The organism is Candidatus Viadribacter manganicus, from assembly GCF_001679665.1.
GTDB lineage: Bacteria > Pseudomonadota > Alphaproteobacteria > Caulobacterales > Aquidulcibacteraceae > Vitreimonas > Vitreimonas manganica.
On the sequence record NZ_CP013244.1, the window covers coordinates 1,150,953 to 1,172,599 of the forward strand.

General features: G+C 63.3%; 20 protein-coding genes. 11 read left to right on the forward strand and 9 right to left on the reverse strand.

What is annotated here, in order from left to right:
* The first annotated feature begins 127 nt into the window (after positions 1-127).
* The gene (locus ATE48_RS06075) at positions 128-1,405 is read left to right on the forward strand and encodes an MFS transporter (protein ID WP_066768946.1); all 1,278 of its coding nucleotides are present in this window, start codon (positions 128-130) and stop codon (positions 1,403-1,405) included.
* Positions 1,406-1,612: 207 nt separating this feature from the next.
* Here ATE48_RS06075 and ATE48_RS06080 read toward each other — a convergent pair whose 3' ends face one another.
* The 3 genes from ATE48_RS06080 to ATE48_RS06090 are packed head-to-tail and all read right to left on the reverse strand — an operon-like array spanning position 1,613 to position 4,601.
* On the reverse strand, positions 1,613-2,896 hold the full coding sequence (locus tag ATE48_RS06080; protein ID WP_066774649.1) for an HlyC/CorC family transporter: 1,284 nt from the start codon (positions 2,894-2,896) through the stop codon (positions 1,613-1,615).
* The gene (gene aroB / locus ATE48_RS06085) at positions 2,896-3,999 is read right to left on the reverse strand and encodes a 3-dehydroquinate synthase (protein ID WP_066768948.1); all 1,104 of its coding nucleotides are present in this window, start codon (positions 3,997-3,999) and stop codon (positions 2,896-2,898) included. The genes ATE48_RS06080 and aroB overlap by 1 nt, the downstream gene beginning before the upstream one ends.
* On the reverse strand, positions 3,996-4,601 hold the full coding sequence (locus tag ATE48_RS06090) for a shikimate kinase (protein ID WP_066768951.1): 606 nt from the start codon (positions 4,599-4,601) through the stop codon (positions 3,996-3,998). Before ATE48_RS06090 ends, aroB begins: the two co-directional genes overlap by 4 nt.
* Positions 4,602-4,709: 108 nt before the next feature.
* Here ATE48_RS06090 and ATE48_RS06095 point away from each other — a divergent pair, with 108 nt between their 5' ends.
* Positions 4,710-4,898, forward strand: coding sequence for a hypothetical protein (locus tag ATE48_RS06095; RefSeq protein WP_066768954.1), 189 nt, complete (start codon positions 4,710-4,712; stop codon positions 4,896-4,898).
* A gap of 5 nt (positions 4,899-4,903) precedes the next feature.
* Positions 4,904-6,511 (forward strand): hypothetical protein, encoded by a 1,608-nt coding sequence (locus ATE48_RS06100; protein ID WP_156767623.1) that lies wholly within the window; start codon positions 4,904-4,906, stop codon positions 6,509-6,511.
* Between the two features lie 5 nt (positions 6,512-6,516).
* Here the strand turns inward: ATE48_RS06100 and ATE48_RS06105 are convergent, their stop codons facing one another.
* Positions 6,517-7,317 carry a hypothetical protein gene (locus tag ATE48_RS06105; protein ID WP_066768959.1) on the reverse strand — a complete coding sequence of 267 codons (801 nt, stop codon included), beginning with the start codon at positions 7,315-7,317 and terminating at the stop codon, positions 6,517-6,519.
* Between the two features lie 98 nt (positions 7,318-7,415).
* Here ATE48_RS06105 and ATE48_RS06110 point away from each other — a divergent pair, with 98 nt between their 5' ends.
* From ATE48_RS06110 to ATE48_RS06120, 3 genes are all read left to right on the forward strand, one after another.
* A complete protein-coding gene (locus ATE48_RS06110; RefSeq protein ID WP_066774651.1) occupies positions 7,416-8,324 on the forward strand; it encodes a site-specific tyrosine recombinase XerD in 909 nt (302 codons plus the stop codon).
* Between the two features lie 16 nt (positions 8,325-8,340).
* Positions 8,341-8,715: a hypothetical protein gene (locus ATE48_RS06115; RefSeq protein ID WP_066768962.1), complete on the forward strand. Its 375-nt coding sequence runs from the start codon at positions 8,341-8,343 to the stop codon at positions 8,713-8,715.
* A 103-nt stretch (positions 8,716-8,818) separates the two neighbouring features.
* A complete protein-coding gene (locus tag ATE48_RS06120; protein ID WP_066768964.1) occupies positions 8,819-9,688 on the forward strand; it encodes a DUF4198 domain-containing protein in 870 nt (289 codons plus the stop codon).
* 186 nt (positions 9,689-9,874) lie between these two features.
* Here the strand turns inward: ATE48_RS06120 and ATE48_RS06125 are convergent, their stop codons facing one another.
* The gene (locus ATE48_RS06125; RefSeq protein ID WP_066768965.1) at positions 9,875-10,927 is read right to left on the reverse strand and encodes an HpcH/HpaI aldolase/citrate lyase family protein; all 1,053 of its coding nucleotides are present in this window, start codon (positions 10,925-10,927) and stop codon (positions 9,875-9,877) included.
* Between the two features lie 144 nt (positions 10,928-11,071).
* Here ATE48_RS06125 and ATE48_RS06130 point away from each other — a divergent pair, with 144 nt between their 5' ends.
* From ATE48_RS06130 to ATE48_RS19965, 3 genes are all read left to right on the forward strand, one after another.
* The gene (locus ATE48_RS06130) at positions 11,072-12,052 is read left to right on the forward strand and encodes an acetyl-CoA carboxylase carboxyltransferase subunit alpha (protein WP_066768967.1); all 981 of its coding nucleotides are present in this window, start codon (positions 11,072-11,074) and stop codon (positions 12,050-12,052) included.
* Between the two features lie 88 nt (positions 12,053-12,140).
* Positions 12,141-12,713 (forward strand): DUF1134 domain-containing protein, encoded by a 573-nt coding sequence (locus ATE48_RS06135; protein ID WP_066768969.1) that lies wholly within the window; start codon positions 12,141-12,143, stop codon positions 12,711-12,713.
* An 84-nt stretch (positions 12,714-12,797) separates the two neighbouring features.
* Positions 12,798-14,867 carry a beta-propeller domain-containing protein gene (locus ATE48_RS19965; RefSeq protein WP_066768971.1) on the forward strand — a complete coding sequence of 690 codons (2,070 nt, stop codon included), beginning with the start codon at positions 12,798-12,800 and terminating at the stop codon, positions 14,865-14,867.
* A 3-nt stretch (positions 14,868-14,870) separates the two neighbouring features.
* Here ATE48_RS19965 and ATE48_RS06145 read toward each other — a convergent pair whose 3' ends face one another.
* Both ATE48_RS06145 and sugE read right to left on the reverse strand, forming a co-directional pair.
* Positions 14,871-15,707, reverse strand: a complete 837-nt coding sequence (locus ATE48_RS06145) for an ion transporter (protein ID WP_066768974.1) — start codon at positions 15,705-15,707, stop codon at positions 14,871-14,873.
* Between the two features lie 53 nt (positions 15,708-15,760).
* Positions 15,761-16,084 carry a quaternary ammonium compound efflux SMR transporter SugE gene (gene sugE / locus ATE48_RS06150; protein WP_066768979.1) on the reverse strand — a complete coding sequence of 108 codons (324 nt, stop codon included), beginning with the start codon at positions 16,082-16,084 and terminating at the stop codon, positions 15,761-15,763.
* Positions 16,085-16,355: 271 nt separating this feature from the next.
* On the opposite strand from sugE, the gene ATE48_RS06155 reads away from it, so the two are divergent.
* Positions 16,356-17,687 (forward strand): patatin-like phospholipase family protein, encoded by a 1,332-nt coding sequence (locus ATE48_RS06155; protein WP_066768980.1) that lies wholly within the window; start codon positions 16,356-16,358, stop codon positions 17,685-17,687.
* A gap of 45 nt (positions 17,688-17,732) precedes the next feature.
* Positions 17,733-18,068 (forward strand): hypothetical protein, encoded by a 336-nt coding sequence (locus ATE48_RS06160; RefSeq protein WP_066768984.1) that lies wholly within the window; start codon positions 17,733-17,735, stop codon positions 18,066-18,068.
* Here ATE48_RS06160 and pheT read toward each other — a convergent pair.
* Together pheT and pheS are read right to left on the reverse strand one after the other, a co-directional pair.
* Positions 18,065-20,458 carry a phenylalanine--tRNA ligase subunit beta gene (gene pheT, locus ATE48_RS06165; RefSeq protein ID WP_066768986.1) on the reverse strand — a complete coding sequence of 798 codons (2,394 nt, stop codon included), beginning with the start codon at positions 20,456-20,458 and terminating at the stop codon, positions 18,065-18,067. The genes ATE48_RS06160 and pheT overlap by 4 nt on opposite strands.
* Positions 20,455-21,546: a phenylalanine--tRNA ligase subunit alpha gene (gene pheS, locus ATE48_RS06170; protein ID WP_066768990.1), complete on the reverse strand. Its 1,092-nt coding sequence runs from the start codon at positions 21,544-21,546 to the stop codon at positions 20,455-20,457. The genes pheT and pheS overlap by 4 nt, the downstream gene beginning before the upstream one ends.
* Between the last annotated feature and the right edge of the window lie 101 nt (positions 21,547-21,647).

Here is a 21,647-nt window from a genome sequence, read left to right on the forward strand (position 1 = left end):
TTACAAGCTTCCCCTTTCCGTGCGTTCCCCACCAAAATGAGGGGGAATGCGATGTGACGTTCGACATCGATGACGGGCGTCATCGGCTTTGCTTGACGGCGCGCGGCGTTGACCCCCTGCTATCGCAATGACCGACACGCCCCCAGCGCCAGGCGCGATGACGCAAGCTGACATCGCAGAATGGCGCGGCGGCTGGCGCACGGTGCTTGGCGCCGGCATCGGCATGGGCTCGGGCGTTGCGCTCTACCTCTACGTGGCCAGCATTTTCATCGAGCCGATCTCGGCCGAGTTTGGATGGTCGCGCGGCGACCTCGCCCTGGGCGGCATGATCTCGTTCATGAGCGGCGCGGTGACATTGCCGCTGATCGGCCGCTACATCGACCGCATTGGCTTTCGCCCCGTCGCCATCGTCGGCTCAATTGGCTTGGCGAGCGTGTATACGCTGACGGCGCTGCAGCCGGGCCTCTACGCGGCCTATCTCGCATTAATGATTGCCGGGGGCATTTTCGGCGGCGGCGCCTCCTCTATCGCGTATACGCGGCCCGTGATCGCGGCGTTCGCGGGCCAACGCGGCCTGGCGCTCGGCCTTGCGACGGCCGGCACTTCGATAGCGGCGATGATCGCGCCGCCGCTGCTGGCGTACATGATCGGCGAATATGGCTGGCGCGTCGGCTTCTTCACGCTTGCCGGTTTGACTGGGATCATCGGCATGCCGCTGGCGCTGCTGCTGATCGGACGCGCGCGCGAGGCGCATGCATCGGCCTCCGACGAGATCGACACTCACGCGCCGCGTGTGGCGGACGTATCGTTCCGCGACGCCATTCGCACCCGGCGCTTCTGGCTGCTGATCGCCGCGATCGCGTGCATCAACATTCCAGGCTCCGGCGTGCTCGGCCAATTGGCGCCGCTGGTGAGCGACACCGGCTTGAGCGATGGCGCAGTGGCGATCGTGATGTCGATATACGCGGCTGGGCTGCTCATTGGCCGCTTGGTCACCGGCTTTGCGCTCGATCGTTTTCCCGCCCCTTGGGTGGGCGCGATCACGACTTTGGTGCCGGCGATCGGCATCGGCCTGCTGATGTGGCCGGCGCCCTCCTTCGCGCTCGCCGCGATCGCCGTTGCGATGATCGGCGCGCAACAAGGCGCGGAAACCGATCTTTTTGCGTATTTCATCAGCCGCAGCTTCGGCATCAAGAATTTCAGCTCGATCTATGGCGTCATCGCCATGGCGGGCGCGCTCTCGACGGCGGTCGCGCTCATCTCGTTCGGCAAAATCCATGACGCGACCGGCTCGTACGACATTGCGCTGACGATTGGCGCGGTGCTGTTCTGCCTTGGCGCTGTGGCGTTCGGCTTGATCGGGCGAAAGCCGACGAAAGCGGCTATGGCAGCGCCGGTCAGTTAGGGTTGCGCCCGCGGGCGCTGTTTATCGCGCCCCATATCGACCAGAAATTCCGCCATCGCCACAGCGCGCGTTGCAACGCGAAACCAGCGTTCGGCGCCATCGAGATCGCCGCGGCGAATGGCGCTCCTTTGTCTGCTCGGCAGCTTTCATCACATCGACCGCCCCCATTTTGCAGCACATCGAAGCGTTCGTCAGATTGTCATTTCCCTAGCCTCCCTCCATCCCCTCTTCCACCTCTCGCTCAACCCTGAGCGCCGTCAGCTGATTGCGCTGTCGGCGCAGCACTTGAAAACGATAGCCGTGGAAGGCGAAGCGTTGGCCGGGTTCAGGGATGGCTTGGGCTTCGTGGATGACGAGACCGGCGATGGTGACGGCTTCTTCGTCGGGCAGATCCCAGTTCATAGCGCGGTTCAAATCGCGGATCGGCACTGAGCCATCGACATTGACACTGCCATCGGGCTGCTGGCGCACGCCTTGAACGGCGATGTCGTGCTCGTCTTTGATGTCGCCGACGATCTCTTCCAAGATGTCTTCGAGCGTCACGAGGCCCATCAGCGCGCCGTATTCATCGACGACGATGGCGAAATGCTCGCGGCGGCGCAGGAATTCGGCGAGCTGATCTTCGGCGCTGGTTTGCATCGGCGTGAACCAGGCGTCGCGCTTGACTTCATGCACATCGAAGCCATCACGGCCGTGCTCGGATATGGCGCGCAGGAGATCGCGCGCGTGCAGGATGCCCACGATGTTGTCCGGCTCGTCCTTATAGAGCGGCATGCGCGTGTGCGGGCTCGACATGGCCTGGGCGATGATTTCGCGCGGCGGCAGATCGATATCGAGCGAGCGGATGGCTTTGCGGTGGATCATCACGTCGGCGATGGTGAGCTCTGAAAGGTCGAGCGCGCCGATGAGGCGGTGACGGGTCTCGGCTTCAACGCCGCCCTCTTCCGCGTGCAGCTCAACCGCGCCGGCGATCTCAGCGCGGGCGGCGGAGAGCACGTCGATGTTTTCATCGACGCGCACGCCGATGAGCTTAAGCCCCGTGTTCACGATCCATTGCACGGCGGCGACGATCGGCGCGAGGAAGCGCACCATCCATTGCACCGGCAGCGCCACGACGCGGGCGATGTTGTCGGCGGAGGTGATGGCGAGCGTCTTGGGGCCTACCTCGCCGAAGATGAGCAGCAGCGGCGTCAGCACCACGGTGGTGATCAGCGGAGCGAGATTGCCGTAGAGCGTGCCGAAAATACTGGAACTGATGGCGGAGGCCGCAACCTGCACCAGGTTCGCACCGAGCAGCACGGCGCCGATCATGCGCTCGCGGTTTTCGTTGAGCTTATTGACGCGGGCGGCTTGGCGATCGCCTTCGCGCTCTAGCGTCGTCATGCGCGCGCGGCTGGCGCCGGTGAGCGCGGTTTCGGCGGCGGAGAAGAACGCGTTGAGCGCGATGAGCGCGGCAATCACGAGCGCCGCGATCAGAAGTGAGGTGGTCATCATTGTGTTTCTTGTTGGAGCAATTCGAGGACGACGTCGGCGGGCGCGTCGCGGTCGATGAAGGCGCGGCCGACGCCGCGGGCGAGAATGAGGGTGAGAAGCCCGGCTTCGTTTTTCTTGTCGGCGGCCATCAACGCAGTGAGCTTATGGGCATCGTACGGCGCGCCGGGGAGTTCGCGAAGATCGGTGATGAAGCCAGCGCGTTCAAGGTGGGCTTTGACGCGCACGGCGTCAGCGGCGCTGCAATGGCCGAGTTGAGCGCTGAGCTGGAAGGCGAGGTTTGCGCCGGCGGCGACGGCTTCGCCGTGCAGCAATGCGCCGTCGTAGGCGGCGTGCGCTTCGAGCGCGTGCGCGAAGGTATGGCCGAGATTGAGCAGCGCGCGCACGCCCTGCTCGGTCTCGTCGGATTCGACGATGCGAGCTTTGAAGGCGATGGCGGTGGCGATGGCGTGTTGTAGCGCGTCAGGCTTGCCGGCGAGGAGATCGGCGAGGTGCGCATCGCACCAGTCGAAGAAGGCGGCGTCGCCGATCAGAGCGGCTTTGACGATCTCGGCGTAACCGGCGCGCAGCTGGCGATCATCGAGCGTTGTCAGCACGTCGAGATCGGCAATGACGAGCTTGGGCTGATGGATAAGGCCGACGAGGTTCTTGCCTTCGGGCGTATCGATCGCGGTTTTGCCGCCGACGCTGGAATCGACTTGCGCGAGCAACGTCGTCGGGATTTGCACGAAATCGACGCCGCGTTTGACGAGGCCCGCGGCAAGGCCGGAAAGATCGCCGATCACGCCGCCGCCAAAAGCAATGACGATATCCTTGCGGCTGACACCGGCTTGCAAGAGATGGCGCGTCACCATTTCAAGGCCGGTGAAGCTCTTGGCGCTTTCACCGGGCGGGAGCGTAATGGTCCAGTTCTTGAGGCCGGCGCTATCGAGCGAAGCGGCAAGCGCCGGGCGATGCAGGCGCGCGACGGTTTCGTCGGCGATGATGAAGACGCGGTTCGACGGCGCGTAGGGCGCAATGAGTTCGCCGGCGCGCGAAAGCAAATTGGCGCCGGTGAGCACATCATAACTGCGCTCGCCAAGTTTAACGTGGATGGTGTTCATGGAGTCTTTGCTGGATGCGCACGCAGCGCGTTGAGGATCGTGACGACGGCGCTGTTGTGAGGGCCGGTTCCGGTTTCGATGACGAGGTCGGCTTCGGCGTAGATCGGATAGCGTTCGTCCATCAGCCGCTTCATCACGGCGCGCGGATCGTCTTCTTTCAGAAGCGGCCGATGATCGCGCTTGGCTACCCGCTTCATCAACACATCTAGCGGCGCCTTCAGCCAAATCGAGATGGCGCGCTGCTTCATCAGCGCGCGGGTGCGCGGATCGATGAAGGCGCCGCCGCCGGTGGCGAGCACGTGGATGTCGCCATCGAGCAGGCGGCCGATGACCTGGCGCTCGCCGCGGCGGAACTCACACTCGCCGCGCTCGGCGAAGATGTCCTCGATGGATCGGCCCGCAGCCGCAACGATCGCTTCGTCGGCGTCCACGAACGGCAGGGCCAGCGCGTGCGCCAAGCGGCGGCCGATCGTGGTCTTGCCCGCGCCCATAAGGCCAACCAGCGCTACCGTACGCGCGGGCGCGATGCCCTCGGCCAACCGGCGCAGTTCGGCAGCGGCGTCCGCGCGCTCACCGACATCACTGCTTTCCGGGCGGGTCACGAATCACCTCAAAAGGTCCGAACAAGGTTAAGCGCGGACCGGGCTAGAACTTCGCCACATTTTGGGGGCAATCTCGTCCGCTCGCAACGGCAGGGGCCAAACGAGGCGATGTACAGACGCAGACGCAGGCGATCTTCGTTCGGCCGGCGAGCGCCGCCATGGATCGGCTATGCCGTCATTGGCGTGTGCGCAGCCACGTTTATCGGGCTGTTCGTGTTCTTGATTGGACAATCGGACACGCTTGCCCCCGCTCCCCAAGAAATTCGTGTCGAAGTGCAGGACGCCTTCAAGGAATGACGAACATGGTTACTCGCTCTCTCGCGCTCAGCCTCGCCGCTGGCGTGCTGCTTCCGGTGTGCGCTTACGCTCAGACGCAGGAACCGGCGCCGATGGAGGTGCAACAGATCAGCGAGCTCAATGCGTGGACCGTCGGTGCGCTCTCGCGTGCGAACGGCGCGCTGGCAAGCGACATTTGGAGCCGCTCCGATCCGGCGTTCCTGGCGCAAGCGTTCGATCGCTTGCCGGCCAGCTATGATTCACCGGCGACGTTGGCGTTGGCGCGGCGCGTTCTGCTCTCCGGCGCCGAAGCGCCGCGCGGCGATGCAGATGCGGCTGCGCGCAGACGTTTCGAAGCGCTCGGCAAGATGGGCGCAGCGGACGAACTCGCAGTGATGGCCGCCGGCGCAGGCAGCGCCGCGACCGATGTCGCGATCGCGCAATATGCGGCGCAAGCTGAACTCGCGCGCAACCAACGCGCTCAAGCGTGCAATCGTGGACGCAATGCGAATGTCGGCGAGCAAGCGCCGCCGTTCCTGTTGCGCTTGCGCGCTTATTGCGCGGCGGTGACGGGTGATCGGGCGGCGGCGGACTTGGCGCTTGAACTGGCGCGTGCGCAAAACGCAGCCGATGCCTGGTATTCCGGCGCGGTGGCTGCGGCAGGCGGCGCGCCGGGCGCGCGCCCACCGGCGGCGCGTTATGATAACTCGCTGGCAGTGCAGCTTTCGATCGCGGGGCAATTGCGCCCAGGTCCGAACCCGCTCGCAAATTCATCGACGCTGGCGCTGGTGGCGCTGGCGCGCAACGAACAAGCGCCGCAGCCGCAGCGCGCGCAGGCGGCGGCCCTCGCCTTCCGGCGCGGCGTGATCGGCGGACCGGAAGCGCGCACGATCCTCGCCGCCACGCCGGCCGAGATCACCTCCGCCCTACCGCCGATCGCGACGGCTTTGCGCCAAGTCACGGCCTCACCTGGATCAATCGAAGCTGCGACCGCGATCGCAAGCGTTCTGCGCTCCGCGACAGCTTATGCCGATTTCGCGGCGGCGGCGCGCTTCTTCAAAAGCGACATCGCAGCGCTGCAAAGCGCGCCCGATGGCGCATCCGCCTTGTTGTTCGCGCGCGCCGCTTTAGCGGCGGGTGATGTGCAATTGGGTCAACGCCTGGTCGCGAGCGCGCGCCAGGCGGGCGCGGACGAAGCCGCACTGGCGCCGCTCGATGCCGCTTTGGTAGCATTCACCGGCGCCGGCAACGCTCAAGGTTCGATGGCGGTGCAACGCCGCATCGATCGCGCCACAGCTCAGCAGGCGCGCGCAGCAGCGCGTGACGTCGCGATCCTCGCAGCGCTCGGCGCGCCGCTCGATGGCAGCACGCAAGCATTCTTGTTTGCCAACGCCCCACAAGGCGGCGCGCGCGCCGATAGCGGCGCGCTGCTGGCGCTCGCATCGGCGGTCGAGCGCGGCGCTGTGGGCGAAGGCGCGTTGCTTACGGTGATTGCTGCAGGCGAAGGTGGGCCAGCGCGGCTCGACGCTGAATCGGTCGAGCGGATTATCCGCGCTCTACGCGGATTGCGCCTGGAAGAAGACGCCCGCCGCTTCGCGGCTGAAGCGATCCTCGCAGGCGCGCCGGCTTCATAAGCCGGTTATTGCGGCGCAATCTCGCAGACGTAACCATCGATCCCGCGCTGGCGGGTGAAGACTTCACCGTTGATCCGCGCTTCGGTGACCTGATCGATACCGTAGCTCAGCACCAAGCCGGTCGCTGCATCATGCACGACCCGATACTGACTGAGCGCATCGATTGAGAGCGTGCGGCCGCCAATATCGCCTTCACCCGCCAGGCGCAGCGTGCCTTCGAACAAATAGGCGCGACGGCCATCTTGCTGGATTTCGCCGCGGAACGGCATTTCGATCGATCCGCTCACCGGAAACGGCAGACCAAGCGCCGCCATCATTTGGCTAATCAGCGTCTGGCGGATGTCTTGCGGATAATAGTCATCGCCGAGCGCAAACGAGCGGCCGACGATCAAACGTTCCGGGATTTCAGACGCGAGCGAATGGGCCAAAGCCGGCAAATCCACCGGCGTAGGTGACCCCGCAATTTGCGCCGCTAGCGCGGCGCCTGAAATCACGGCGTTGCTGATTACGCCGTTGGGAGCAACGTCAACATTGAGCTTGATGTCGCCAAGGTCAGTGATGGCGCCTTGTTCGAACGCGTAACCCGCTCCCGCGGCGGTTGCGAAAAACGTACGGATGCTGCGCTGAACTTGGGGCTCGTTAAGGCGACTTCTGCCCGATGCATCAAACAGGACGGTTTGCGAAGATTCCGCCCGGCAAGCCCGCTGCATAGTCGTGGAAAGCACCGGCGAGACACGATCATCCGCAAATGCCGCCGACGGCGCTAAAACCAAAGCAACGAAGGCGCCCGCCAGCACAAACCGCATGATCTCTCCCCTTCGCGCGGAAGGGTAGCCGCTGGCGCCAGGCTCCACAACGCAGGAGATGCGTGCAACTGATCACAAGCCAAGGCACGATAGAGGCAATGTCCGACTCAGCGCTCTTCGAGTCATTTCTGGAAATGCTCTCCGCTGAGCGCGGAGCGCGGGCCAATACGTTGGATGCGTACGCGCGAGATCTGGAAGATGCACGCGAGCACATAAAGGACGGCGTAGCCAATGCGAGCGCTGAGGTGGTTGAGGCGTACGTTGCGGGGCTGGGCAAACGTGGGCTTTCACCCGCGACGGCCCGGCGGCGAATTTCAGCGCTGCGCCAATTTTATCGCTTCCTGCTGCAAGACAATGTGCGCGGCGATGATCCGACATCACGGCTAGATGCACCCAAGCGCGGAAGGTCATTGCCGAAGACGTTATCGCTCGAGGAGGTCGAAGCTCTCATCGGGGCGGCCGAGACTGTCCGCGACCGCGCGCTGATTGAGCTTCTCTACGGCGCAGGGCTGCGCGTGAGCGAACTCGTATCGCTGCCCATGCGTGCAGCGCCGCGGCCGGGCCAAGATCACATGATCATCGAAGGCAAAGGCGGCAAGGAAAGACTGGTGGCGCTGGGTGGGCCCGCGCTTGCGGCTTTGGCGGATCATGTCGCAACGCGAGAAGCTGCGCTGCCGAAGCTCGAGGCGCAGCGCGAGAAGGCGCAGCGTTGGCTGTTTCCTTCAATGAGCGCAGCAGATGGCAAGCTCACACGGCGGCGCGTCGCACAAATTCTGGAGACGGCGGCGGCGAAAGCCGGCATCGATCCCTCGCGCGTCTCACCGCACGTCTTGCGCCATGCATTCGCAACCCATCTTGTTGAAGGCGGCGCCGATTTGCGGACGGTGCAGACCCTCCTGGGGCACGCCGACATTGCGACCACCCAAATCTACACCCATGTCGCCGAAGGCCGGTTGAAAACGCTGGTCGAGACCATGCACCCTTTGGCAAAGAAGCCGAAAGGTTGAGCACAGTGAGTATCCGATGAGCACAACACCCTCCCCACAATTAGAGCCGGGGCGCACGTCGGCGTTCGTGGTTTACGTGCTGTTTTTGCTGAGCATACCCAGCGCGGCGATCTTTGCTCTGTTCGGAATCATCCTGGCGCTGGCGGCGCGCGATGGGGCCGGCCCGCTGGCGCGATCGCACTTGGACAATCAGATCCGGATTTGGTTCATCGCCTTCTGGTGGACCATCGGATTGGCGGTTCTGGCCATTATTGGCTGGCTGACTTTGGTTATCCTGGTGGGGGCGGTGCTGCTCTGGATCGCGGGCCTGGGGAGCTTGATTCTGTTCCTCTGGTTCACGGTGAAGAGCCTTTTGGGGCTCCTGGCCCTGATGGATAACCGCCCGAGGTGACGTTCACAGGCGTGTTACAGGCTTGAAAGTGCGCGCGCCGTAGTGTGTTTTACAAATGAGGGATCAGCGGGAAGTTCCCGCCGAGCAGGCGAGTAAGAGGCATATGAAGAGACATGTTTTGGCGGCTCTGCTGTTTGCGGCGGCTGCGACACCCGCGGCTGCGTACACCTCGTATGTGAAGCCGGAAGAGTTCTGGGTGACGGAAGCGTCGGTTGAGGTTGAAGGCTCCTACGCTACGCAATTCTTCACGCCGTCTATCGCCCTGGGTGACAGTCTGACTGTGCTGAACCCGGAAGGTGAGCGCGTTTCGGCCGACCGCATCGCGGTGACGCCAAACGGCACGACCGAGCTGCAGGCCGAGCTGGCGCGCGGGGGCACCTATCGCATCAGCACCGGCGAAGTGACCGGCCAAGTCGCGAACCTCGTCGGCGAGAACGGCCAATGGCGCGTGCTCGGCGCTGGTGAAACGCCGGCTGCAGACGCGCAAACGACGACACTGCAAACGGTTACGGTCGCCGACACGTACGTGACGCGCGGCACCGCGAACCGCACTGCCGTCGATGAAACGATCGGCCGCCTTGCGATCCACCCAGTGACCCACCCGAACCAAGTGCTCGCCAGCGATGGCTTCCAAGTGCAACTTCTGTTCGACGGCCAACCGATGGCGAACAGCGCCGTTGTGATCTACGCCGCAGGCGATGCGGAAACGAAGCTTGACCGCTACGTCGTCACCGACGCGGCCGGCAACGCAACGTTCACGTTCGACGCGCCGGGCCAATACATCATCGCAGCGCGTCACCGCGCCGACATGCCGGCGGGTTCAGCGGCGGCCGTGGGCAGCTACACCACGACGCTGACGTTCGAAGCGCTGTCGCAGCTTTATGCCGAAACGGAAATCCGCTCGCCGCAAGCCGAGCCGGAACGCCGTTCGCGCACGTCGGCGCGCCGCCGCGTTGGCCGCCAAGACCGCTAAACTTCGCTAAGCGCGAAACGAAACGGCCCCGGTTCGCACCGGGGCCGTTTTTTTTGCGCCGTTGCGCCGCGATCAATCCAGGCCGAAATCGTAATAAGCGCCGATGACAGGCGCGCCGGCAAACATGCTGGCGCCTTGTCCAACTCACACGAGGTTTGGACTTCAACGCATATTCGCCTGCCGCGATTAGAGGCCGTACGCGGCCTTCATCTCCGGCTCTTTGCTGGCGACGAGCTTGGCGAGATCGACGATCACTTTCGCCTGCTTCCACGTTGCATCGTCGAGCATTTTTCCGTCGACGAGCGCAACACCGGTTCCATCGGGCATTGCATCGAGCATGCGCTTAGCGAGCTTCACTTCCTCGACCTCGGGCGTGAACACGCGCTTGGCGATTGCAACTTGCGACGGGTGCAACGTCCAGGCGCCAACACAACCCATCAGATAGGCGTTGCGGAATTGCTGTTCGCAGGCGGCTTCATCGGCGAAATCGCCGAACGGGCCGTACATGGGCTTGATGCCATGCATGACACAGGCATCGACCATGCGCGCGAATGTGTAGTGCCAAAGGTCCTGCTGCGCTGAGGCACGCTGCGCTTCGCCTTCGACCGGGTCGCTGATGACTTTGTAGCCGGGATGACCGCCACCAACACGCGTGGTTTTCATCTTGCGAGATGCGGCGAGATCGGCCGGGCCCAAACAAATCCCGTGCATACGCGGCGAAGCGCCAGCGATGGCTTCAACATTGGCGACGCCTTGGGCTGTCTCCAAAATGGCGTGAAGCAGGATCGGCTTTTTCACGTTGTGCTTGGCTTCGAGCAACGCCAGCAGCTGATCCATGTAGTGGATGTCCCACGGGCCTTCGACCTTCGGCACCATGATGACGTCGAGCTGGTTGCCGATATTGGCGACGAGCTCGGTGACATCATCCAAGTGCCACGGCGAGTTCAGCGCATTGATGCGCGACCAATAGCCGACGCCGGCGCTCGCGAAGTCAAAGCTCTTTCCCATCTCGATGGCGCCCGCGCGCGCTGCTTCCTTGGCGTCCGCGGCAATAGCGTCTTCGAGATTGGCGAGGATGACGTCGACCTGTTTGGCCATGTCGCCGACGCGGGCGCGGAGCTTTTCGTTATGCGCCGGGACAAAGTGGATCATCCGCTCCAGCTTCACCGGCAGCTCGCGGATAGGCTCGGGCGCGCCGCTCGCTAGGGGCGCGAAGAAATGGCGGGGCGGCTTAGTCACGGGCTCTGATCCTGTTCTGTTCGCGTCTGCAGCATGAAGCGAGCCGCAATCGGGTGCAATCCTGGTATCCGGGGTGGGGCTTTACCTTGATGGAAGGCTCTGGGCGGGTATTGTCCGCCCCTCTTTGGGTCCGGGCATAGACTTTTGCGCACCTATCTCGATTTCGAAAAATCAGTGGCCGATGTTGAGGCCAAGATTGAAGAGCTGGCGGCTCTCTCTGAGGCCTCGGGCTCGGAAGCCATGGCCATGGGCTCTGAACTCTCGCGCCTCAAGGTGAAGGCCGAAAAGCAGCTCGCCGACATCTATTCCAAGCTCGACCCCTGGCAGAAGACGCAAGTTGCCCGGCACGCCGACCGCCCCCGCTTCAACGATTATGTCGCTTCGCTGGTGACGGATTTCGTCGAGCTTTCGGGTGACCGGAGCTTCGGCGAGGACGCGGCTATTCTCGGCGGCACCGGCAAGTTCTTAGGGCGCCCGGTGTTGGTGATTGGTCACGAAAAGGGCCGCACGACAGCCGATCGCTTGAAGCACAATTTCGGCATGGCGCGCCCTGAAGGCTATCGCAAAGCCGTGCGGCTCATGAATTTGGCCGACAAGTTTGAGCTTCCGGTGGTGAGCTTTGTCGATACGGCGGGCGCATATCCGGGCATTGGCGCTGAAGAGCGCGGACAAGCCGAGGCGATTGCGCGCTCGACGGAACGCTGCCTCACGCTCGGCGTGCCTATGGTTGCGCTGATCGCGGGCGAAGGCGGCTCAGGCGGCGCGATTGCAATCGCGGCGGCCAACAAAGTGCTAATGCTTGAGCACTCAATCTATTCCGTGATCAGCCCGGAAGGCGCAGCTTCGATCCTTTGGAAGGACGCAGCACGCGCCAAGGACGCGGCGACGGCGATGAAGATCACGGCGCAGGATCTGCTCGAACTCAACGTCGTGGATGCGATCATCCAAGAGCCTACGGGCGGCGCGCATCGGGAGCCGGCGGCGGCCATTGCTTCGGTTGGCGCGGCGATCGCGGCGGCTCTGGATGAACTCACGCCGCTCTCGGGCAACGATTTGCGCAAGCAGCGCCGCGAGCGCTTCTTCGCCATCGGCCGCTTCGAGGAAGGCGCTGGGCTCAGCGCTTAAGCCCGAAATCCCCATTACGTTCAGCACGCAATCTGGGAACCGCTCTGGGCCACCCTATGTTTATGCTGTCTCCTTGGAGGAACACCCGATGTCTGACCACCCCTCCCGCCGCGCCGTCGCGCTTGGCCTTGGCTCAAGCTTGTTGTTGCCGGCGCACGCGCTGGCGCAAGCCGATCAGACATATTCGCAGGACGAAATTCTCGGCGCAGCGCAGCGTTTCTTCGGCGCCGGCGCCGAGGGCTTGGCGACCGTGGTCGATCACGTCTTCGAAGAGCTCGGACGCCCGAACGCTTACGTAGAGGGCAACGAAGGTTCAGGCGCCATCGGCGTCGGCCTGCGTTATGGCAGCGGCTATCTCCATCAAAAAGGACGCAGCGGACGCACGCGAGTTTACTGGCAGGGCCCCTCGATTGGCTTCGATACCGGCGGCAACGCTTCGCGCGTCTTCACGCTCGCCTATCACCTGCCGGGCGCCAGCAGCATCTTCACACGCTATCCCGGCGTTGATGGCTCAGCCTACTTCATTGGCGGCGTTGGCGTGAATTATCAGCGCCGCGACGGGGTGACCCTTGCGCCGATACGCGCCGGTGTCGGCTTCCGCCTTGGCGCCAATGTCGGCTATCTCCACTACTCGCGGCGCCGGCGCATCAATCCATTCTAATCGCGCGAGCGTGATCGCTGGGTCACGTTTGTATCGAATCTGCGCCACAATCGTGTAGCGTCCTTCTAGGCGGAGGGTGGTTACATGAAATGGCGCTTGCTCGCGGCTGCGGCCGCTGTGGTGTTCATCGGCGCGGCCGGAGAACCGGCGACGACTGCGCGATCTACAAAGACCGAAAATCCGCAACCGCCACTTTGGCATCAGCTCGAACGCTTCAACAACGACGCCGACTTCATGGGTTACGTGCGCGCCGTGCAACGCGCCAACGGCGTCCTCGGCCGGTGGGATTACGAAGGCGCCGCACTCACTGACGGCGCCAGCGCCGCGATCCCAGCGCCGCCTCCACCGCCACCGCCATCGCCACCGCCGCCGCCACCGCCGCCTTCGTTCGCGCCTGGTTCGCCAGCCAATGAGATCGTCGTCACGGCGCAAGAGCGCGCGAGTGATGGCGCATCGGGCGAACCCTCATCGATCACCAACGTGCAAACCCAAGGCGTCGATGAAGGCGGCATCGTCAAACAGATTGGCCGTTTCTTGGTCGTGCTTCAGGACGGACGCTTGTTCGTCGTCAACACACGCCCGGAAGATGCGGCGGGCCTGACGCTCGCGAGCCGCACCAACGTTTATCGCAGCCCGGGACAAGACACTTGGTATGACGAGTTGCTAACCAGCGGTAATCGCATCCTGGTCGCCGGCTATTCGTACGCTGAGCAAGCCTCAGAGATCACGGTGCTCACCATCAACGACGCAGGTCAGCTGCAGCGCGAGGCGACATATTACATCTCATCGAACGATTATTATGACATCGAGAATTACGCGACGCGCCTGGTGAACGGCAATCTCGTCATCTACACGCCGCTTGACATTTCCAACGTCAATCCGCGCCGCGCCATGCGCTGGCCGGTTGTCCGGCGTTGGCTGCGCGATGGCGATCGCCGCGCGGTGACGAGCGAAGGCCGTTCGCTATTCGATGGTCACGACATCTATCGCCCGGTGCAGCGCACGCTCAATCCGATGGTGCATTCGGTATCGGTGTGCCCGCTAGGAGACCTCAGCGCCGGTGATGAGCTTGAGTGCCGCACAACCGCTTTCGTCGGCGGGGCCGAGCGCGAATTCTTCGTATCACCGAACGACATTTTCTTGTGGGTCACGCCCAGCGAATACGATGGCGTTGTCGCGCGCGATTGCGCGGTTCCGGGCGCCTCGTCCGCCTCTCTTGACGCAATGGTGTATCAAGTGCCGTTGAACGGCGAGACACCGCGTGCGTTGCGGGCGCGCGGCCGGCCGGAAAACCAACTGGCGCTTGATGCAACGAGGGACGAGTTCCGCGCGCTGCTGACATGGAACGTGGGTCCATGCGCCGGCGGGCAGGTCGCGCAGGTGCGCTACTTCCATGCGCCGCTCAGCACATTCGGCACAACGCCAATGTCGGCGGCGCCGAACCGTTACATCGAGGCGCCGTCTCCAGGCACGACCAATTACGAGATCCGCTACACCAGCACGCACGTTGTTTATGGCGGACGCACGGGGTGGAATTCATCTCCGCCCGAACCCAACAACACACTTCCCGCATCGCCGGTTATCGCGTTGCCGCTGGCAAACCCATCGGCCGCCACAATAGTGCAGGCGCCGCACAACATCATTCGGTTGGAGCGCGCGGGTAACAACGCAATCTTGAGCGGCTATCGCACCGATCGCGGCCTCAGCATCTCTGTGCTCGATCTCGAGGGCACACCGCGCATCGTCAACACAACGATACTCGACGGTCGCTACGAGTCCGAAGGGCGCTCGCACGCCTTCAACGCGCTCGTCGGCGCCGATGATGCCGGCGTGATGGGCCTGGCGACGGTGACGCGCACCTGGGAAGGCGGGCGCTGGTGGTTCAGAAGCCAAGCTTCCGACATCAGCTATCTGACGTTGGCCGCGAACGGCCGCCTGGGCTGGGCGGGGCAACTGATGGCGCGCCAGAATGCGCAAGACCCAAGCTATAGGTGCGAAGTGAGTTGCGTGGATTGGTACGGCAATACGCGGGCGCTGTTTATCGGCAGCCGTGTGTTCGGACTTTCCGGCGCCGAGCTGATCGAAGGCGCGCTGACGAATGGCCGCATTCGCGAAACCCGGCGGCTCAATCTCTCGGCGCCACCGCCCAGCTAACGTTCAGCTTGACGCGGGCGGGTGTTGCTTTGCCTTCTTGGCCACCTGCTCGCGCTCGTGGCGTTCGCGAAATTCCTCCGCGAACGCTGAAGCGAGGATACCTGTTGGCATCGCGACGATGCCAACGCCTGCGAGCGCGACGAGGCCTGCCGCGATGCGGCCCCACATCGTCTCGGGATAGACATCGCCGTATCCAACCGTAGTGAGCGTAACGACAGCCCACCACATGGCGCGCGCAATCGAGCCAAAGGCTTGAGGCTTGGTGTCGCCCTCGATGAGATAGAGCATCATCGCGGCGATATAGAGCTGCGCAGCGGCGACGCAGAGCGCCGCCATCAAAGGCGCCCAAGCGCGTTTCACCGCTGCGCCGACAATCGCGAACGCCGGCACGTAGCGCGCGAGCTTGAAGAGACGGAAAAGCCGCAGCGCGCGCAGCGCCGGAAACAACGCGACCGAATATTCGGGAAAGAAAAGCATCGCGATGAGTTCCGGCGCGAACGCCAGAACATCGGCGATGGTCACCGGCTGCGCAAGAAAACGCAGCCGGCCCGCGACGCCCTTGTGAAGCGGGTTTTCACCTTCGGACCAGAAGCGCAGCGCAAACTCGGCGGCAAATATCCAAACGACCGCGAGATTGATGAACTGAATTTCCGGAAGCATGGCGCGATCAAGGTGGGTATCGCTGCGCAGCAATTCCGTTTCGAGCGCCAACGACATCAAGCTCAAGATCACCAGCACGATGATCGAGCCGGAAAAGAAATTAATCGCGCCGTCGTCTGGCTCAAGCCAATCGTGGACGTAGCCCTTGATCGAACTGTGCTTGCGCCTGATCAGAGCCATGCGCCCCTCCTCGCGCGCCGTTTTAATCGGGCGCGCGAGCGCGGCAAGGCCGTTCAGGCGGGCGTTGAAAGCTTAAGCCCAACAATCCCAACGACGATGAGTGCAACGCAGCCCACCCGAACGAGATTTGCGCTTTCCTGGAACAAGATGATGCCGAGGATCGCGGCCCCCACCGCGCCGATACCGGTCCAGACCGCATAAGCAGTGCCGATCGGCAGATCACGCGCCGCTTGTGCGAGAAGCCACATTGAAATGACCATAGCCGTGACGGTGATGGCTGTGGGTATCGGCTTGGTGAAGCCATCCGCGTATTTGAGGCCAATGGCCCAGACGATCTCGAACAGGCCGGCGGCCCCAAGCATGATCCACGCTTGCATGACGACTCCTTCGCGCGTTGGCGCTTCGTATAGGGGCCGTCCCCAATGCTGGAAAGCGCGAGGCCGTCCTCGCATTGGCGATATCGGACATCGGATTTCCCGATCAAGACTCCCACCCATTCGAAGATGGCGCGCAGCGCGGGTCCAGGATCCATAAACACGTTGGCTTGCAGGCGTAGCGTTCGCCGTTAGTGTTTTTCGCTTACACTGTCGCGTTTATGGGTCCCGGGCCCTTCGCGCGCCGCGAAGCCCCGGGAATGGGTGGACAAGCATGCGAAGTCTGGTTTTCGTTCTCGCGTTGCTCACAACTGCGTGCGCGACGGCGCCAACGGCGCCCATCAACGCCCCCTTGGGTGGATTGCGCGCCAATGTCGATGGACGCGCGCCGGTTGGTGACGATCTCATCGTGCTCGCACTTTCAGGTGGCGGCGCGCGTGCAGCGTCGTTTCATCTGGGCGTACTGCAGCAATTGCGCGACACTCACGGACACGATGGCCGGCCACTGAGCGAACACATCGCGCTCATCACGTCCGTTTCTGGCGGGTCAGTACTGGCGGCATATTACGGACTGCACGGCGATGCGGGCCTCGACACGTTCGACACCGCCTATCTTTCCCGCTCATGGGACGTGCGCGGACCAAGTTCACCGTTCGGTGTTGCGGGCGCCTTGCGCGGCGGCATGAACGGCCCGCAGCAATTGACCGAATGGCTAAGCGCCAACGTCTATGGCCAAGCCACTATGGGCGATATGCGACAGGGTCCGCGCGTCATCTTGAACGCGACCGATCTATACAACTCAACGCCCTTCGCATTCACGCAGTTCTTCTTCGATGGCATTTGCAGCGATCTGCGTCAGGTGCATGTCGCGGACGCGGTGGCCGCGTCCATGGCCGTGCCGGTCGCGTTTCGTCCGGTGGTGATGGAAAGCTACGCCTCGCGCTGCGCCGGGCCGCCGGCATGGACAACCCGCGTGCTTGGGGATCGCGGCGCGGGTGAAAATGTGCATCAGACAGCGCGGGCGTTTCAAAATTATCGCGGCGATACCAGCGCAGCGCAGCGTTACCTTCACCTCGTTGACGGCGGCGTCGCCGACAATCTCGGCATGCTGAGCTTGCAGGTGTTGCGCGCGGGCGAAGGCGCGCCCTCACCGCTTACCGCGCGCGAGGCGCTGCAGGCACGGCGGGTTTTGTTTCTGGTTGTGAACGCCGAATACATCCGGCCACGCACCTTTCAACAGCACGGCACGGACGCGATTGGCGCCTATGAGATGATGTATTCGCCGGTCGATGTTGCGACGGAAGTTGCAAAGCGTGCGTCAGTCGATACCTGGCGGGCGCAATTGCCGGCCTATCAGCAAGCGCTGCGCGATTGGAGATGCAGCCAGCCCGTGAACGGGCGCGGTGTCCGCTGCGATGACATCGCGCTCAACATGGACGTGATCACGTTCCGCGACATGGAGCCGATGGAGTACGAGGCGCTCTACGACACCGAGACCAACGTTTCGCTACCGCGCGAGACGGTGGACGCGCTGACGCGCGCGGGACGCGGCGTTGCAGCGCGCAATGCAGCGCTGGCGGCGTTCCGCGGGCCGATGACAAATTAGCCCGGCTCTGCAATGCTAGCGCCGCGAGCACAAAGGGCTGACATCATGAAGTTGACGCAAACCGCCTCGGTGATAACGCTGCTTCTCTTTACGGTCGCCACGCCTGGCCTCGCACAGCAAGCTCAGCAGCCGACCGATGAGCAAACCGAGCGGGCCCAGCCCAACACCAGCCGAACCAGCAGGAACTACACTGGCGGTCGGTTTGCAGCAGATATCGCCGGTCAACCGCCTGGGTTCCTCAACCCCGTCGGCGGCAAGGATCAAACACCCACCGTTCAAGATCCAAATGCCGCTTCAGCTGCCGCGCCCCGGCCCGTGATCGTCACGCGGCCGGGTGCAGTCGTCATCGCGCCAGCCGCTGACGACAAGGACGACGATTAACCCCGCAGCGTTCCTCCAGTTGCCTTCATCACGGCGCTGACGATTTTCGCGCTTGCAGCTTCGATGTCGGCGTCGGTCAACGTCTTTTCACGCGGCTGCAACGTGACCTCGATGGCGAGGCTCTTCTTGCCCGGCTGCATGCGTTCGCCGCGATAGACGTCGAATAGGTTCACATCGCTGATCAGCGATTTATCGGCGCCGATGGCGGCGCGGACGACGTCGGCGGCAGGCGTGGCGTCATCAACGATGAAGGCGAAGTCGCGGGTCAAGGGTTGCAGATCGAGCTTCTCGAGTGGCGGCTTGGTGCGTGAGCCCTTGGCGCGCGGCGCGGGTACGGCGTCGAGGAATATCTCAAATGCCAGCGCGGGCGCTTCGACACCGATGAGCTTCAGCGTACGCGGGTGAATCTCACCGTAAAACGCGATCACCTTTGGGCCGAGCTTCAGCGTACCGACACGGCCGGGTCGCCAGTGAGCCGGCGCGTCAGACGAGGTCTGCAACGATGCGACGGGCGCGCCGATGGCCGCGAGGATCATCAGCACATCGCGCTTCACATCGAAGATGTCGGGCTGGGGCGCAGCGCGCCAATGACGTGGCGCACGCGCGCGCCAGACGGCGGCTAGCGTACGCTGTTGACCCACATCATTGGTGTTCGTGTAAGCGGGACCTGCCTCGAACAAGCGCGCGTCATCGAAGCCCCGGTCAGCGTTTCGCTGCGCGGCAACGAGAAGCTGCGCCAGCGCCGTCGGACGCATGCAATCGAGATCGGCCGCAATCGGGTTGGCGACGAGCATTTCGTCACCGCCACCGCCGAAGGCGTGCGCTTGGGCGCGTGAGCAGAAGCTCCAGGTAATGGCTTCGTTATAACCTTGTGCAGCGGCGGCGCGGCGCGCCAAGCGCGTGCGGCTTTCACCAACACTGGCTGGCGGCGGACGGAAGCCCGCCGCGCGCGGCGGCTCATTCGTCGGCAGCTTGTCGAAGCCTTCAATGCGCGCGACCTCTTCAACGAGATCGGCGGGCCCCTCGACGTCACGGCGCCACGTCGGCGGTTCAACGATGATGCGCTTGCTGCCCTGCGCTTCTGCGCTGGTTTCGAAGCCAAGGTCTTTCAGCACGGCGCGGACGCGCGTCGGCTTCACGTCGATGCCAGCGAGCTGACGCACGCGATCGGGATCGAAGAAGATCGCCTTGGGCGGCGGCGGCAGATCGCCGGCGACCATGATCTCGCTGGGCTCGCCACCGCAAAGATCGAGAATCATGCGGGTTGCGAGTTCGAGGCCCGGAACAACAAAGCCTGAATCGACCCCGCGCGCGAAGCGATATTGCGCGTCGGTCGTGAGCGTGAGCGCGCGGCCGGCCTGGTGCGTGATCGTGGTGTCGAAGTACGCGCACTCGACCAGAATGTCGGTCGTGGTTTCGGACACGCCGGAATATTCGCCGCCGATAACGCCGCCGAGTCCGAGTACGCGCTCATCGTCGGCGATGACACACATTGCAGGTGTGACGTTGTAGACGTTGCCGTTGAGCGCCTTGAAGCTCTCGCCTTCCTTACCCATGCGCGCGCGGACGACGCCATTCAGCTTCGCTGCATCATAAACGTGCAACGGACGGGCGCGGTCATGCGTGATGAGATTGGTGATGTCGACAAGCGCGCTGATCGGCTTTTGACCGATGGCGCGCAGGCGTTGCTGCAGCCATGCCGGAGATGGGCCGTTCTTGACGCCGCGAATGAAGCGGCCTGCGAACATCGGGCACGCGTGCGGCGCTTGTGTCGCGACTTTCTGCGGCGATGGATAGCGCCCCGGCACCGGCAGCACAGGCTTTGTCGTTTGCTTGCCGATGCCGGCGGCGGCGAGATCGCGCGCGATGCCGGCAACGCCCAGCCAATCGGGGCGGTTCGGCGTGACTTCGATATCGATCACCGGGTCGTTCAAGCCCAACGCTTCCGCGATTGGCGCGCCGACTTTGAGTTCGGAATCGAGTTCGAGGATGCCGTCTGCGTCGGTGTCGAGTTCAAGTTCGGCGCCTGAACAGAGCATGCCATTCGACACGACGCCGCGCACCGGACGCGCTTCGAGCGTTACATCGAGCCCCGGCACATAGGCGCCGATCGGCGCGAACGCCGTCACAAGACCCGCGCGCGCATTCGGCGCGCCGCAGACGATTTCAAGGCGCCCTTGCCCGGTCTCAACTTGGCAGACTTGCAGCTTGTCAGCGTTCGGGTGCTTCGCAGCGCTGATGATGCGCGCGACTGTGAACGCTTTCAGCTTTTCGCCGGCGTTCTCGACGCCTTCGACTTCAAGACCAGTCATGGTCATGGTTTCGACGATGGCCTCGATGCTCGCGTCAGTCGCGAGGTGCTCTTTAAGCCAGGAAAGCGTGAATTTCATGAGCCCACTCCCTGTGCGAGGCCAGGCAGCAGGAATGGACTGAAGCCGTAGTGTTTCAACCAACGCTCGTCGGCCGCGAAGAAGTCGCGGAGATCAGGCATGCCGTATTTGAGCATGGCGAGGCGATCGATGCCCATGCCGAAGGCGTAGCCTTGGTATTTTTCCGGATCGATGCCGCAGCTCTTGAGCACGTTCGGGTGCACCATGCCGGAGCCCAGAATTTCGAGCCAATCATCGCCTTGGCCAATCTTGATCTGGCCACCGGATTTGTCGCAGCCGACATCGACTTCAGCGCTGGGTTCGGTGAATGGGAAGTGGTGCGGACGGAAACGCAGCTTCACGTCATCGACTTCAAAATACGCCTTGATCGCCGCGATCAACACGCTCTTCAAATCAGCCATGGTCGAGGTCTCGTCGATGACGAGGCCTTCGATCTGGTGAAACATCGGCGTGTGCGTAGCATCGGAATCTTTGCGGAAGGTGCGCCCCATGCAGATCATGCGGATGGGCGGCTTCTGCTTCAGCATTGTACGCACCTGCACCGGCGAGGTGTGCGTGCGCAGCACTTTGCGCGCGCCGTCTTCGCCCTTGGCATCAAGGAAGAACGTGTCATGCGTTTCGCGCGCCGGATGGTTCGGCGGGAAGTTCAAGGCGGTGAAGTTGTTGAAGTCGGTCTCGATGTCCGGACCTTCTTCAACGGTGAAACCCATCTCGCCGAAGATGGCGGCGAGTTCTTCCATCACTTGCGACACCGGATGGATCGTGCCGAGGCGCGGGCGCACGGGCGGCAGCGTGACATCCACGGCTTCGGCCTGCAGCTGACGATCGAGCGCAGCTTCAGCCATCGCCGCCTTCTTGGTGACGATCGCTTCGGTGACTTTGTCCTTCAGAACGTTGAGGCCGGCGCCGAACGTCTTGCGCTCGTCTGGGCTCATCGCGCCGAGGTTCTTCATCAGCGCAGAGATGCTGCCCTGCTTGCCGAGCGCCTCGACGCGCAAAGCTTCAAGCGAGGTTTCATCGTTGGCGGCGTCAACGCGCGCCAGCAAGTCAGCTTCGAGCGCCGCCAAATCAGTGGTTTGACCGTTCATCGCCGGTGTTTAGCGGAATGGGTGGGGCCGAAGCAATTTGGCTGCCCCTTCCGCTACCTTCCCTTGTTGCAACATTGCCGAAACGAAAACGGGCGAGAGCA